General features: G+C 67.1%; 11 protein-coding genes and 1 other RNA gene. 2 read left to right on the top strand and 10 right to left on the bottom strand.

Annotated features, from left to right (window positions below):
• Both L286_RS29975 and L286_RS29980 read right to left on the bottom strand, forming a co-directional pair.
• A partial coding sequence (locus L286_RS29975; RefSeq protein WP_031293156.1) for a secretin N-terminal domain-containing protein occupies positions 1-756 on the bottom strand: 756 nt, incomplete at its 3' end.
• Entirely contained in the window at positions 753-1571 is an 819-nt protein-coding gene (locus tag L286_RS29980; protein WP_020821074.1) for a type II secretion system protein N, read from the bottom strand. The genes L286_RS29980 and L286_RS29975, both read right to left, overlap by 4 nt.
• Positions 1572-1651: 80 nt before the next feature.
• On the opposite strand from L286_RS29980, the gene L286_RS29985 reads away from it, so the two are divergent.
• Entirely contained in the window at positions 1652-2389 is a 738-nt protein-coding gene (locus tag L286_RS29985; protein WP_020821073.1) for a prolyl hydroxylase family protein, read from the top strand.
• A gap of 204 nt (positions 2390-2593) precedes the next feature.
• On the opposite strand, the gene L286_RS29990 is transcribed toward L286_RS29985, so the two are convergent.
• The 4 genes from L286_RS29990 to ssrA form a co-directional block, all read right to left on the bottom strand.
• The gene (locus L286_RS29990; protein ID WP_031293157.1) at positions 2594-5278 is read right to left on the bottom strand and encodes a TonB-dependent receptor domain-containing protein; all 2685 of its coding nucleotides are present in this window, start codon (positions 5276-5278) and stop codon (positions 2594-2596) included.
• Between the two features lie 89 nt (positions 5279-5367).
• Positions 5368-6957, bottom strand: coding sequence for a hypothetical protein (locus L286_RS29995; RefSeq protein WP_007688430.1), 1590 nt, complete (start codon positions 6955-6957; stop codon positions 5368-5370).
• Positions 6958-7230: 273 nt separating this feature from the next.
• A complete protein-coding gene (locus L286_RS30000; protein ID WP_007688431.1) occupies positions 7231-7614 on the bottom strand; it encodes a hypothetical protein in 384 nt (127 codons plus the stop codon).
• A 295-nt stretch (positions 7615-7909) separates the two neighbouring features.
• Positions 7910-8256, bottom strand: a transfer-messenger RNA (tmRNA) gene (ssrA, locus tag L286_RS47835).
• 23 nt (positions 8257-8279) lie between these two features.
• Here ssrA and L286_RS30005 point away from each other — a divergent pair.
• Positions 8280-9032, top strand: a complete 753-nt coding sequence (locus L286_RS30005) for an NRDE family protein (RefSeq protein ID WP_020821071.1) — start codon at positions 8280-8282, stop codon at positions 9030-9032.
• Positions 9033-9071: 39 nt separating this feature from the next.
• Here L286_RS30005 and L286_RS30010 read toward each other — a convergent pair whose 3' ends face one another.
• The 4 genes from L286_RS30010 to L286_RS30025 all read right to left on the bottom strand — a co-directional run bounded on the left by L286_RS30010 (position 9072) and on the right by L286_RS30025 (position 14094).
• Complete coding sequence (locus L286_RS30010; protein WP_020821070.1) at positions 9072-10292, bottom strand: MBL fold metallo-hydrolase; 1221 nt, start codon at positions 10290-10292, stop codon at positions 9072-9074.
• 112 nt (positions 10293-10404) lie between these two features.
• The gene (locus tag L286_RS30015) at positions 10405-11787 is read right to left on the bottom strand and encodes a sensor histidine kinase (protein WP_020821069.1); all 1383 of its coding nucleotides are present in this window, start codon (positions 11785-11787) and stop codon (positions 10405-10407) included.
• Positions 11787-12881 (bottom strand): DUF2336 domain-containing protein, encoded by a 1095-nt coding sequence (locus L286_RS30020; RefSeq protein WP_020821068.1) that lies wholly within the window; start codon positions 12879-12881, stop codon positions 11787-11789. Before L286_RS30020 ends, L286_RS30015 begins: the two co-directional genes overlap by 1 nt.
• A gap of 46 nt (positions 12882-12927) precedes the next feature.
• The gene (locus L286_RS30025; RefSeq protein ID WP_020821067.1) at positions 12928-14094 is read right to left on the bottom strand and encodes a hypothetical protein; all 1167 of its coding nucleotides are present in this window, start codon (positions 14092-14094) and stop codon (positions 12928-12930) included.
• Between the last annotated feature and the right edge of the window lie 64 nt (positions 14095-14158).

Here is a 14158-nt window from a genome sequence, read left to right on the forward strand (position 1 = left end):
GGCCGCCTGCCGGTCCAGGTCGCGCGCCATCTGCGCCAGCCGCGCCACCGTCCCGGCATCGCCCCGGATCGCGACGGCGTTGCTGCTGTCGATCGGCACGACGGTCGCGGGCTTCGCCGCCCCTTCCCCGCCCGTCGTCACCAGCGCCTGCAGGGACGTCGCGATCTCCCGCGCCCCGGCATTTTTCAGCACGACCGTGGTGGTCGAGGCCGTATCCCGGTCGATCCGCGCGATCACCTGCCGGATGCGCCCGATATTGTCGGCATAGTCGGCCACGACCACGCTGTTGCCCGCCCGGTTCGCCGTCACCGAACCATCCTTGCTGACCAGCGGCCGCAGCGTTTCCAGCGCGCTCGCCGCGTCGATGGAGCGCAGGCGGAACACCTCCGTCACGAACTGGTTGCGATTGGCCGCCCGGCCCACGGCGCTGGGCTGGCCCGCCGCGCCGTCCGCCGGCTGGATGCGATAGGCGCCGCCCGGCGCCGGCACCGCCACCAGTCCGTTCGCCCGCAGGGTCGACAGGAAAATCTCGAAATATTCGGACCGCGACAGGGGCCGGTCGGTCACGACGGAAACCTTCCCCGACACGCGGTTGTCGATGATGAAGGTCCGCCCCGTCACCCGCGCCGCGTCCTGGATGAAGGCGCGGATGTCGGCGTCGCGCACGTTCAGCGTCTGCTGCGCCATGACCGGCGATGCGATGGGAGCCGCCAGCGCGAGGGCCATGGCGGCGGAAAGAAGCGGTTTTCTGGTCATTGGCCTTGCAGTGTCAGATTGACGGAGGATGTGGCCGCGCCGCGTTCCACCATCAGGGAAATGCGCGCGCCGGGCATGATCCTGCCCTGCAGCGCCTGAAGATCGCTCAGCGATCCTATGGGCTGGCCATCGACCTGGGTGATGACGTCGCCGGGCTGGAAGCCGGCCTGCTGGAAGCCCGGTCCCCTGGCCGTCAGGATCAGGCCGGTGACGCGCCCGTTCTGCATCCGGGGGGTGAAGCCGACGTCGCGCTTCAGCGTGTCGGCGCTAGGATTGTCCATCCCCGCCACCGGCGGCGGCGGAAGCGAACCCTCCGGCGCGGCGACGGGCGCGGGCTGCGACTGGTCGAGGAAAACCTGCTCCTCCGCCCCGCCCCGGTCGATGGTGATATGGTCGAAGGCGACCGCCTTCAGCACCACGCCGGGCATGATCTCCTCCCCCACGGCAAAGCTGTTCTGCACCCCGTCCGGCCCCGCCACGATGGCGGAACCCAGTCCCGACCCTTCGTTCAGCCGGATGCCGTAGACCGTCAGCGCCAGGGAGGTCACGACGCCCCCGCCCGCCTGTTGGGGGCCACCGCGATAAAAGGGGTCGAAGCGGGAAAACAGGGCCTGCCGCTCCGCGACGGAGAGGAAGCGGGCCTGCCGCCCTTCCCAGGGGCCGAAACTGCCGACGGGCGTCAGCACCGCCCAGACCAGCGCCGCGCACAGCAGCGCCAGCACGCCCAGAAACAGCTTCTCGACCGCCGCCAGCCAGTCGACGGGCCGCAGCCGCCCGCCCATGTTCCGGATATTCTCGCTGAAAGCCACACGCATGCGCGTCGTTCATCCCCCTCGATATCGGCGCCTGCTATAAAATCGGTTTTACCACCGGATGACACTATTGTGACGCTTTGATGACAATCGCAACGACCGAAGCGACGGCGCTTGCATTTCGCGCGGCCAGCGATAGCAAAAGGCCTGATTTCCGCTTCCTGGACCCGCCGATGGCAGACAGCCTTCCCTCCTTCGCCGCCGACGCCGATCCCGCCTGGATCGCGTCCCACCCCCGCGTCCAGCGCGTGCCCAGCCGCGACCTTACCCTGTTCATCCAGCGCCATTTCCTCTCGGCGGAGGAATGCGCCGGCCTGGTCGAACGGATCGACGCCCACCGCCGCCCCTCCACCATCGCGGACGCGAATGGCGACGGATATTTCCGCACCAGCGAGACATGCGACCTGGATGCTTCCGACCCGTTCGTCGCGGGGATCGACGCGAAGCTCGCCGCCTTTGTCGGCATCGACCCCGCCCATGGCGAGCCCATTCAGGGGCAGCGCTATGCGCTCGGCCAGGAATTCAAGGCGCATACCGACTATTTCGAACCCGGGGGCATCGATTTCGAACGCTTCTGCGCGGTTTCCGGCAACCGCACCTGGACGCTGATGGTCTACCTGAACGAACCGGCGGCGGGCGGCGCGACCCGCTTCGTCGAGATCGGCAAGACGGTGCAGCCCGAAACCGGCAAGCTGCTGGCATGGAACAACCGGCTGGGGCCGGGCGCCTGTAATCCCGCCAGCATCCACCACGGCATGAAGGTGCGCGGCGGGGTCAAGCATGTCATCACCAAATGGTATCGCGAGCGGCCCTGGGCGTGATCGGGCGTGGGGCGCGAATGACCGTTGGCGCCATCAGGCGCGCCGTGCTCCTGCCTGCGCAGGGGCACGGCGCGCCCTTGGAGCGATTTCCAAGCGATCGGAACTGATCGCTGGTTAAGAAATCGCGGAAAACAAAAATCCAGAGCGGCCATCTGATTCAACCAGATCGAAACCCGCTCCAGGAGAAGGCGGCGGCCGGCAGGTTCAGAAGGCGACGGTCAGCGACGCGGCCAGGGTCGTGCCGATCTTGTATCGGTTGTAGAACAGCTTGGCGCCGTCCAATTGCTGAAACTCCTGAAATTTCCGGCCGGTGATGTTGCGCGCCTCGAACTTGAACTCGCTGTTGATGCCGCCCGGCAGCTTCACCGCCTGGCGCGCCACGAAGTCCAGCGTCAGGCCCGGCTTTTCCCTGATGTCGGGCTGAAGGTTCGGGCCACGGCTGGTCACGCGGGGACTGGCGTAGGTGAGCAGCAGGGTCTGCTGCGACAGCTTGTCGGTATCTTCCAGCCCGACCTGGACGTTCACCAGATGGTCGGACTGGCCGGTCAGCGGCACGCCGTCCTGGAAATAGTCCGACGCCGCGGGCAGCGGCCCGGCGGTATAGCTGTAGGGGACGGTCGTGTCGCCTTCGCCGACCTTCAGCTTCGACCTGGTATAGGTGTAGTTGCCGATCAGCACCAGGCGCCGGCTCTGGAAGAAGGCCGCGTCGGACAGGCTGTCGAGCGGCAGATATTTCTGCGCCTCGACCTCCGCGCCGTAGAGCGTCGCTTCCGGCGCGTTGGCGAAGCTGGTCGTCACGTCATATTTGTCGTTGATGGTGGTGTAGGTTTCGATCGGATTGTCGATCTTCTTCCAGAAACCCGCCAGCGTCAGCCGTTCGTCGCGGCCCATATACCATTCGGCCCGCGCTTCCGCATTCCACAATTCGCTGTCCTGCAGGAACGGGTTGCCGCGGTAGAAGCGGTTGGATTCCGTGTCGATATAGGGCTGCGCGATCAGTTCGCGGAACTGCGGGCGGGCGATGGTCTTCGACCCGCTGATGCGGAACTGAAGCCCCTTGAACGCCTCGAACGTCAGCGTCGCGGCCGGCAGCCAATAGCTTTCGTCGATCCTGTTAACCGGGGTCAGCCCGGTATTGTAGACATCGACGCCCGTGACCGACTGCCGGCCCTTTTCATGGCGCACGCCCGCATCGATGGTCAGGCCCGGCGCCAGTTCCGCCTTCACCTGACCATAGCCCGCATGGACGCGCAGCGCGGCGTCATAGACCGGATAGTTGCCGGAAAAGTCCAGCAGCGTCATGTCGTAAAGCTGGATGGCGGCATCCGACAACAGATAGTCGGGCCGCATCTGCTGCGCGTCGATCGGCAGGTTGGTCGCATCGAAATGCAGTTCATAGCGCGACGACGTGCGCTTCGTGTCGCTGAACGCATAGCCTGTCGTCAGCGTCAGGGCGGGCGAGAATTTGTAGCTGAGGTCGGCGCCCGCCGACCACAGATCCTCGTTCAGGTCGCTGAAGGTGATCGACGCGTCGCCGCGCTGGCGGTTGAGCGCGTTGATGAAGCGATCCCCCACCGGATCGGCGGCAAGGTCGCGATTGGTGCGCACATATTCGAACTCGCGCTCATAGGGCGCCTCGCGCTGAGAATTGGCGTAGCCGCCGCGCAGATCCAGGCTGAGCGCGTCGGCCAGCCTGAACTCGCCCACCAGTTGCGTGTCTATCAACTGCCGTTCGTACCAGGCGGTGTTCTGCTTCATATAGTCCGCGCCCTCGATCTCGCCATTGTTCCGGCCGAGCGACAGGGCGCCGCGCTTCAGCGTGTCGCGGATGAAGACGTTGGTCCAGCGGATCTTCTGCTCCCCCAGTTCCAGCCCGGCCCCGAACAGCGCGTTGACGGTGACCTCATTGTCCGTGCTGACCTGCGTCCCCGTCTTGCCCGGCGCCTGGCTGAGGTCGGTCGACGCCTGCTGGAGCGATGCGCGCGTGCGCCATTTGTTGCTGTAGGACGCGGTCAGCAACAGCCCCAGGCGCCCGTCGCTCCCAACGTCGAAGGCGGTGCCGCCGTTCAGCGATCCGGAAAAGTTGAACGGCAGGCTGTTGGTCCGCTGCAGCACCGAAGTCTTGGCGTTCAGGAACTGCATCGAGATCGCCTGCAGGCCGCCCCGCGGAATGTTGGAGAAGGGAACGCCGCCCTTGAACGCCTGCGCCAGCAGCGGCGGGACGTCGCGCGAACCGTCGTCGAAACCCGTCCAGTCCGACTTGCTGCCATAATAGGTGTAGCCGAGCTGGCCGGACGTCTCCGTATTGGCCGAGCTGCCGACGCTCAGTTCCAGATAGCTTTCCGCCGGAATCGCCTTGGTCGTGAGGTTGATCACGCCGCCGCCGAATTCGCCGGGGAAATTGGCCGAATAGCTTTTCTGCACCAGCGTCGAGGCGATCACGCTGGTCGGGAAGATGTCGAGCGGCACGACGCGCTTCAACGGTTCGGGGCTGGGCAGCGGCGAACCGTTCAGCAAGGCCAGCGAATAGCGGTCGCCAAGGCCGCGCACATAGACATAGCCGCCGGACACGACCGAAAGGCCGGTCACGCGCTGGAGCGAACCGGCGATGTCGCCCTCGCCCGTGCGCTTGATGTCGGCGGCGGACAACACGTTCACCACCTGCGGCGCGGCCTGGGACACATTGCTGTTGCGGCGGCCGGTGACGATGATGTCGGAACCGGGGATGGACACGTCGACCCGCCCGGCCTGGGCGTCGGCTTCCTCCGATTGCGTCGGGGTGCCGGAGGTGACGGGCGGCGTGGGCGCGGCGTTCTGGGCCATGGCCGCAGGCGCGACCAGCGCGGTGGAAATCAGGAGCAGGCGCGCCATGTTCAGCGGCTGTGACATGAAAATGTCCCCCAAAAGAAATTCAGTGCAAAGAAGGCGGGGAAGCGCCGGATGCACGCTTCCCCGCCCCTGTTGAGGTCAGGAACCGATCAGGTGGTCGGGATGGCCGTGCAGTTCTTGCTGCTGCTGCCGAAGCTCGCCGTGACCGAGTTGCAGGTCCAGCCGGCATACCAACTGTCGTTGCTGTCCTTCACCGCGCCGACATAGTTGGTGGTGGTGAAGGCGCTGTCGACCGTCTTGGGGTCGATCGCGGTGCGGGCGGTTTCGGTCGCGCCGTTGACGAACAGGCTGGTCAGCGACGGCGTGTAGGTGAACGTGCTGTTCGGGTCGGTCGTGAAGATCGACTGGACCAGCGCCACGTCAGCGCCGCCGGTGCCCTTGAACGGGGTGGCGTTGCACTGCATGACCACCGACAGGTAGCGCGGCTTGCCCGCGTCCTGCAGCGCCGGGTCGGCATCGCGCACGGTCGACGCGCTGTTGATGCGCAGGCAGCTCTGGTCAGGGCTGACGATGATGCCGTTCACCATGGCAAGGTCGGCGCCGCCGCGCAGCATCATGGTCGCGCCGTCATCGCCGGTGTTCGACCGCTGGATATGGGTGAAGTTCGCCACCTTCAGATATTGGCGGGGCAGCGCGTCCTCGCTGGCATTGCTGTTCGTGGTCGAACCATTGGAGTCCGTCTCGGTGAAGGTGTCGCCGATGTTGGCGTTGGCGCGCTGGACGGAGATGATGAACTGGGCCGTGCCGCGGAAGCCCACGTCGGTATCCAGATTGTCGTCCTCATTGCCGGTCAGCACCAGATATTTCATGTGCGTCGAACCGCCGAACACCTCGATGCCGTCGTCCGAGCTGTTATGGACCTGGATATGGTCGATCTGCGTGCCGGTGCCCACGCCCGAGGGAGTCAGGCCCTGCAGCTCCTTGCCGTTCGACAGCACGAAACCCGAATAGCGGATCTGGACATAGCTCAACCGGCCGGAACTGTCGGCATCGTCCGCGCCGCCGTAAATGGCGTTGCTGGCGCCTTCGGTGTCGCGCGTGCAGGCGGTGGTGCCCGGCGCGGCGGCCGGCGCGTCGCAATCGGTGATCTTCGCCCGGCCGAGCAGCACGATGCCGCCCCACTGCCCGGATGACTGGTCGTTGGCGGCGCCGGTCACATTCTCGCGGCTGGTGAAGACGATGGGGCTTGTCGCGGTGCCCACCGCATTGATCTTGTTGCCGCGATTCACCGCCAGATAGGCGTTGCCGGTGCTGGCGAAGACCACCACGCCCGGGTCGATCGACAGGGTGACGTTGGTGCCGGTGCTCGCGGCGCCCTGATCGGTGCCGACGTCCACGCGGCCCGGCAGGGAATAGATGACGCCCGCGGCCTTGGCGATCGCGGTGGTGCTGTTGAACCGCGCGGGAAAGCCGCAGTTCCGCCAGGTGTTGCTGCCGTCGGTGATGGTGCCAAGGTCGGTCAACTGGTCGGAACCCGCAATCGTCGGGCAGCTCGAAGCCGGCGTCACCGCCGTCGGCGTCGGCGTGGGAGTCGGCGTGGGCGTGGGGCTGGGCGTGGGGGTGGGCAGCACGATGGTGCCTTCGCCGGGCGAAGCGATGTCGTCCGCGCCGCATGCGCCGAGCGCCGCGCAGGCGCAGCCTGCCATCAGGATGGTTTGCAGTCGGTTGAACTTGGCCATGTCGTCTCCGCTTCCGGCTTTGCCGGCATGTGATGGAATGCGGAGCGCCAAGGGGAACTAGAATCGGACAACGCCCCCTGTCGCCCTCCGAGGCGGCAGCTAGGCTCGTCAGATGACAGGCTCATTTTGATTCCGTGACGAAACGGCGTCTTTGAGATGACAGTTTGAAGACTATTCTTTCATTCGCGTGACGGCGAACGCGGCAGGGGCGCCGTCCGGTAGCGGACGACGCCCCCTCTCCCTGCACCCAGGGCTTCCGCCTGACGCCTTTTTTCAGCGCATGGCGTATTGCGCGTTCAGCCGGCCGAGAGCGCGGCGGGCGATGTCCCGCGACGATGCCTCGTTGCCGTCCGCCGTCACCAGGGGGGTGTCCGGCGCGAACCGGGCGGCCTTGTAGGCCGCATGGGCAGCATCGATGCGGCCCATGCCGGCATAGGCATTGCCCAGGTTGATGAGACGGGCCGGATCGTTCGCCGCATCGGGACGGACCGCTTCCAGGCGGCGGGCGGCGCGGCCGTAATCCCCCGCGACCAGCGCGCCGGCGGCGAGACGGCCGTCGGGCACGCCGACCACGACCACCTCCTCCGTCGCCGCGAAGGCCATGGCCGGCGCCATCGCCGCCAGCCCAAGGGCCAGAATCGCTGCCGCCTTCGCCATTCCGTTTCTCCTGAAAAAACCTTCTACAATAGCCATCAGTATTTCACTTTGATGACATGGCGACAAGGGTCCGGGAAACCCCTGGAAAGGATTTTTATCACTTTATTTTCAATGTCTTATGACTTTTACTTCGAACTGTCATAAAAGTGTAATCGAATGAAGGGGTTACGGCCCCTTCCGATTCGCGCCAGGAGCGCGCAGGGCTGAACGATCCGCGATAGGCGGCTGTCGGGGACATGGATTTTCGGGAAGAAGGGTCCGGAGGGTTCTGTTGCCCGGCCCCTCCGGAGGCCGCTGAATTCCCTTCTGTTGCCCGGTGGGTTCAACCGCGTTCTTTTTGAGTAATGTCCGGCCGTGAGGCCATCAATTACGCAGCAAGAGCAAGAGCCTCGTTATCGTTGGCACTTGTGAGTTTTGAACCTTTTTACGGCTTACTCAGGCCGGGTGAAAATATCGCTTTTCAACACACGTCGATCCTAGTTCGGCCCCGTCAGACACCCCCTCGCGAAAGGGGATATGTGGTGGAGCCGCCGGGTACCGCCCCCGGGTCCGCTGCGCCTATTGCACGACACGATTTATCACCATAGCCGGGCGAACCCGGCACGGGCCTATATGGAGAGGCGCGGACCGTTTATCAAGCCGCAGCTGAATCGGGAGGAAAAGGCATGTGCATCATGGCGATGGCGTGGGACGCGCACCCGCACTGGCGGCTGATCCTGATCGGCAATCGCGACGAACTCCACGCCCGCCCGGCGGCGCCGCTCGCCCGGTGGGAGAATCCGGACCATCTGATCGCGGGGCGCGACCTGCTGTCCGGCGGAACCTGGCTGGGCGTGTCGGAACAGGGGCGCGCCGCGATCGTCACCAACCTGCGCGGCCATGGCGATCCCCATCCCGATCGCGCCTCTCGCGGCGCGCTGGTTACGGACCTTCTGAGCGGCCGGGAAGCGGCTCCGCCGGCGGATTTCAATCCGTTCAACCTGATCCTGGTCGAAGGGGATCGGGCGCAGTTCCTGACCAACCGCCCCGCCCCGTTGCGCACCGACCTTGCGCCCGGCCTTTACGGCCTTTCCAACGGCACGCTCGACGCGCCCTGGCCCAAGACGCTGGCCCTGAAATCCGCCCTGCTCGACTGGCTGGTCGCGGGAGCCGACGATCCGCTGACGCTGTTCGACGCCCTCCGCGCGGAAAGCCTGCCCCATGCCGGCATCGCCCCCGACGCGCCCTCCGACGTTCCGGCCGAGGCGATGGTGTCGCCCATCTTCATCCGAAATCCCGTCTATGGCACGCGATGCAGCACCATCGTCGCGGTGGACGCGCAGGGGCAAGGCGTCATTGCGGAGCGCCGCTTCGACGCGGACGGCGCGCAATCGGGGGAAAGCGGCATGGCCTTCCACTGGCCCGAAAGAGGCCAATGACGCGAAACGGCCGGCAGCGGCCATCCCGGCGGCGGCGAGCTACTCCAGTCCCGCGATCGCGCGCCGGTCGCATCGCCGCTCTCCGCGCCGCACCGGCGACCAGCCGGGCACCTGGATCGACTGCCCGACCCTGAGCGGCGCGAAGCGACGCCGTTCAATGCCCGCGCAGCGCAGATAAAGCTCCAGCATCCTGGGCGGCGTGTCCCATTTCTCATAGGAAAGGCGGAACGTCCCCCAATGAATTGGAATGGCGGTGGAAGCCTCCAGCTTCCCGAACAACCGCACCGCCTGTTCCGGTCCGACATGCGCGTCCGACTGCATCTGGCCGGGCCAGAAACGGAAGGCTCCGATGGGAATCAGCGCCAGCCTTATCGGCCCCAGCCGCGCCGCTTCTTGAGGCCAGGCCATGTCGCCCGCGCCCGTGTCGCCCGCGAAGAAGATATTTCCCGCCCTCGTGCTGACGAAGAAGCTGGACCAGAGCGCCCGGCTGCGGTCCGCGCCCCAGCGGCTGCTCCAATGATGATTGCGCAGAACATGGACGCGATAATCCGGGCAATGTTCGTAATTTTCGCACTGGATCACCGTGTCGTCGCCCAGGCCGCCCAGCGCTGCGCCGCTGACCGATTGCCCCCAGTCGAGCGCGGTCGACGGGATGCCGTTCGCTTTCAGTATCGCGTCGTTGCCCAGGCTGGTGACGATCTTCGGCCGGTCCCGTTCCCAGAGCCTTTTCAGCGTGGGGATGTCCATATGGTCGTAATGATTGTGGCTGACGAGGATAAGGTCGATCTTCGGCAGGTCGTCGAAGCGCACGCCCGGCTGCGCCACCCGCTTCGGCCCCAGCGGCGGAAGGGGACTGGCATGGTCCGACCAGATCGGATCGGTGAGGATATTGAGGCCAGCCGCCTGCACCAGCACGGTCGCATGCCCGACCCAGGTGGCGACCATGCCCCGCGGCGCGGCGAAGGCAGGCGGGCGCGATGGCTTGACCGCCACCATGTCGGGCCAGGAGGGCCGGTCGTCCTGGCCCAGCAGCCAGCGGGCGATGAAGCCGCGCGGGTTGCTGCCCGGCGGCGCGGGAGAGCGGATTTCCCCGTCGGGATTGAAGAAGCGCGCGCCGTCATAATGGCGGCTGACCGGCCCCTCATAATAGATGCGGTCGAGAAAGGGCGGGACGATGGTCACCGCCAGGCAGAGGGCGACCGTCAGGAACAGCAGCGCGACGCCCAGGCCTTTCACGATTTTCCCGACGATGCGGCCCATGCCGTCTCCTGCCCTGATGATCGGGGACGGACATAGCGCGGATCGGGCTATCGGCAAGCGCTCAGATTGGGGGCGCTTGAAAGCAAGGGGGTGATGCCCGCCGTCCCTTGCCTCAGTTCTGCAAAGCGGGAAGCAGCAGCGTGAAGCGCGCGCCGCCTTCGGGCGCGTCGTCGATGTGGATGTCGCCGCCCATGGCGCGCGCCAGCCGCCGCGAAATATAGAGGCCAAGGCCGCTGCCGCCTGCGTCGCCGCGGCCGAGCCGTTCGAACTTGTCGAAGATGCGCTCCCGGCTGTCGGCCGCTATGCCGTCGCCCTGGTCCAGCACCGCGATCCAGGCCTGGCCGCCAAGCCGGCCCGTTTCGATCCGCACCGTCGACCCTTCGGGCGCATAACGCACGGCATTGCCCACAAGGTTCATCAGTATCTGCAAGGCGCGGCGGAATTCCCCGATGGCGGGCTCCGCCTCCTCCAGCGCTGGCGCGAGGATGCCGATCCCCCGGTCCCGCGCCTTGACCAGGAACAGCCCGGCAGCGCGCCGCCCGACATCGGCCAGGTCGATCTCTTCCGCAGTCACGCTGAAATCCGGCCGGTCTATCGCCTGCAGGTCCGCCAGATCGTCGATCAGCGCCATCAGATGCCGCCCCGCCGCCGAAATGTCGCCGGCATAGCCCAGATAATCCGGCCGCAGCGGCCCTTCCAGTTGCGCGCCGATCGAATCGGCATTGGCGATGATCCGCCCCAGGGGCCGACGCAGGTAACGGTCGAGCCGTTTCCCGAATTCGGCGGGGTAGAATAGCAGCGGCTCCGGCGCGGCGAGCGGCGCGGCGACGGCGCGGTCCGCGGGCAGCGCCTTGCCGCGATAGCCCACCAACTGGCCCGCAAGGTCGAACATCGGAAAGCCCGACAGGATGAAACGCTGCGCCGGATCGCTGGTCAACCCGGCCACCTGGTCGCGAAAGGCGCGCCGCTGGGCAAAGCCGCGCAGGATCGCCAAGTCGCCGTCCGCATCGGCGCGAAGCTCGAAAAAGCTGGTGAAGCGGCTGCCCGGCAGGGGCGGTGCGGACGGCAAGGCGCCCTCTCCGCCCAACCCCTCCAGCACCATCTGGAAGCGCAACTGGGTGTCGATCTGCCATGTCCAGCCGTCGGACAGGGCGGCGATGTCTGTTTCCCGCCGCGCCAGATCGAGCGGCGCCGCGACTGCCTGCCGCTCATGCCAATCGATGATGGAAAGCTGCACCCGTTCGGCTTCCGGCTTGGCCCGCACCCACATGTCGATGTCGCCGCGCTCCGCCGCGGCGACGACCGGACGGGACAGGGCGATGCCCAGATGCGCCGCCAGCCGCGCCATCGCCGCCAGTTGCGGGATCGCCAGCGCGCTGCCGAGGTCTCCCCCTGCCTCCTGCTGCAAGGCGAGCACGGGCGCATCCGCGCTCAGCAGCCGGCCGTCCGCGGCGACCGTCGCCCGGATGATGGCGGGATGCGCCGGCATGTTCATCAACCGGCGATCCGCCGCAGATGATCCAACTTGGCCCGCAGCGCGGCGGGCGCGCGCAGGGCGCCCACCGCCGCATCGGCCTGCGCCACGCTCAATTCCTGATAGCGCATGGCTTCTCCGACGATGGTCGCATCGGACAAGGAGGGCCGCACCGGCCGCAGCGCCAGCAATAATTGCCGGTAATCGCTGTCCGATCCTCCCAGCGCGCGGCACAGCGCCGCAACCTGCCCCACCGGACCCATGACCAGGATGTCGGCGACCTGCGCGCTCTCCATCCGCAACCGCCGCCCGGCGAGCGCGGCGAACAGCAGGAAATGCCTGTGCTGCAGGGCGGCCGCCATTATTTCGGGCGCATCGGCGCGATCGCCCAATCGGCCAACCAGCCGGTCCGCCGCGGCGATCGGCCCGGTCGCCTCATCATGCCGGGCCAGTTGGCGCTGCGCCGCGGCCTCGACCAGCGGCACCACGGATTCCGCCTCGATCAGGCCGCTCCGCTGGACGATGGCCGCCAGGCAGGCGGCCGCGGTCCACAACAGCTCCGCGAAGAAACCGGCAGGCAGATCGGGCTGCATCGGCTGATCCTCCGCCGCCGTCAGCAGCCAGCGCCCCTCCGCCAGCATCAGCGCGGCAAGAGCCTCGCCCAGCGCGGGATCGTCGGCGGGGAACAGCGAGTCCGCTTCCGATTCGCCCGAACCGCCGTCTGGCCCGCCGAACTGGCGCAGCATCAGGCTGATCCCGCCCCGCATCTGCATATGGGCGAGCAGCGCCGGTCCCAGCAGGGTCGGCTGGGCGCGCAGCGTCGGCCAGCAAACGGGTTGCGGCCATTGCGCCAGAGCCGCCGCGATTTCCGGCGTTTCCTCCAGCGCCAGGCGCAATCCGATCTCCATCGCGGTCAGGCACCCGCCCAGATGGCGCCGGGTCTCCGCCACCAGCGCGTCGTGCCGTTCCCGTCCGTCGTCGGGAAAGAAAAACGCCAGATCAATGGCATGGCCGACGGGCACGGCGGACATGCCCGCCATGACTTGCGCCATCGGCCAGCAGTCCGCCCGGGTCGGTCCGATCAGGGACGAATAGGCGCTCATGCCGGCCAGCATAGTGGCACGTCGTTAAAATGCACTAAACCGTAACGAGCAAAATCGTTCAATTCCGGCGGAGCAGGATCATCGTTCCCACAGACGCGATGGCGCACAGCATCGCCAGGTCGAACATCGGCGCCAACGCTCCGGTCGCCGAAGCCAGCAGCAGCGGAATGAGCGCGCTGGCGGGCGTGAAGATCATCCATGGCCGCAGCGGCCCGGCCTTTTGCCAGCGATCCGCCATCTGGACGATCGCCAGCATCAGCGCGAGATAGGTCGCCGTCGTCCCTCCCCCCGCCAAGGCGATCCCGCCTAGCGCGAAGGCCGGCGCGACGAAGGCCAGCCAGCCCATGGGCAGCGGCCGCAACGCCATTTCGTCCAGCCTGTCCGCCGTTTCCGCCAGCAGCAGCGACAGCAGCAGCAGGCAGAAGCCGGTGCCGGTCCAGAGCAGTTCGATCGGCACCAGCGCGATCGCGCCCAGCGCCATGGCGGCGATCCGCACCTGCAATGCCGGAACCTGCATGCGCATCAGCGCCGGACTGATCAACCGGGCCGCCGGGCCCAGCAGATATTGTTCGGCCGCGCCCCGGACGCACCGCAGCCGCGGTCCGCCGGCAAGCACCGCCTGCGCCGCCAGATCGGCCTGCTCCTGCGTCTCCACCAGGGCGACGCGGCCCTCCATCAGGTCGTCCTGCGGCACGGTGATCCGGCGCGCGCCGGCCTGCACCGCGCCCCGCACCAGCGTCAGCGCCAGATCCCAGTCGCCGATCATGTCGAGCGTGTTGAACAGCAGGTCCGGACTGACCCGGACGAGGCCCGCCCAGCGCTGCCCGGCGTCGATCCGTTCGAACGGCGCGCTCGCCCGGCTGTCGTCCGTCACCAGCAGGGCATCGCCCTGATGGGCGGCCATCGCCTCGAAATAGGCCTGTCCGATGATCGCGCCGTCCGCGACCAGCAGGGCGTCGGCCTCGCGGGGGGCGTCGCGCACCATCGACACCATGTCGCGGACCAGCGCGACGGCGATGCCGTCGGCCGACAGCCGGTCCACGGCCTGCGACAGGGCCGGGGTGATGACGCTGACCAGGATCATCACCCGGTCGGCCCCGGCGCGCACCGCCTGCCGCGCCTGATATTCCACCAGAGTCTGCCCGGCGAAATGCAGGCTGGCGCGCAGCGACCCGGCCGAATCGCCGCCAGCCCGGCTCGCGCTGAGAATAGCCGCAAAAGTCATGCGTGATGAAACCGACCCGATCCTTGTTCAGTCCACCTTTACAAGGCGGAGGGCATCGCGCAAG

The sequence above is a fragment of the Sphingobium sp. HDIP04 genome (genome assembly GCF_000445085.1).
Lineage (GTDB): Bacteria > Pseudomonadota > Alphaproteobacteria > Sphingomonadales > Sphingomonadaceae > Sphingobium > Sphingobium indicum.

Coding starts and splice junctions, on each gene's coding strand:
- L286_RS29980 (WP_020821074.1), bottom strand. CDS start 1,571: ATGCGTGTGGCTTTCAGCGAGAATATCCGGAACATGGGCGGGCGGCTG.
- L286_RS29985 (WP_020821073.1), top strand. CDS start 1,652: ATGACAATCGCAACGACCGAAGCGACGGCGCTTGCATTTCGCGCGGCC.
- L286_RS29990 (WP_031293157.1), bottom strand. CDS start 5,278: ATGTCACAGCCGCTGAACATGGCGCGCCTGCTCCTGATTTCCACCGCG.
- L286_RS29995 (WP_007688430.1), bottom strand. CDS start 6,957: ATGGCCAAGTTCAACCGACTGCAAACCATCCTGATGGCAGGCTGCGCC.
- L286_RS30000 (WP_007688431.1), bottom strand. CDS start 7,614: ATGGCGAAGGCGGCAGCGATTCTGGCCCTTGGGCTGGCGGCGATGGCG.
- L286_RS30005 (WP_020821071.1), top strand. CDS start 8,280: ATGTGCATCATGGCGATGGCGTGGGACGCGCACCCGCACTGGCGGCTG.
- L286_RS30010 (WP_020821070.1), bottom strand. CDS start 10,292: ATGGGCCGCATCGTCGGGAAAATCGTGAAAGGCCTGGGCGTCGCGCTG.
- L286_RS30015 (WP_020821069.1), bottom strand. CDS start 11,787: ATGAACATGCCGGCGCATCCCGCCATCATCCGGGCGACGGTCGCCGCG.
- L286_RS30020 (WP_020821068.1), bottom strand. CDS start 12,881: ATGCTGGCCGGCATGAGCGCCTATTCGTCCCTGATCGGACCGACCCGG.
- L286_RS30025 (WP_020821067.1), bottom strand. CDS start 14,094: ATGACTTTTGCGGCTATTCTCAGCGCGAGCCGGGCTGGCGGCGATTCG.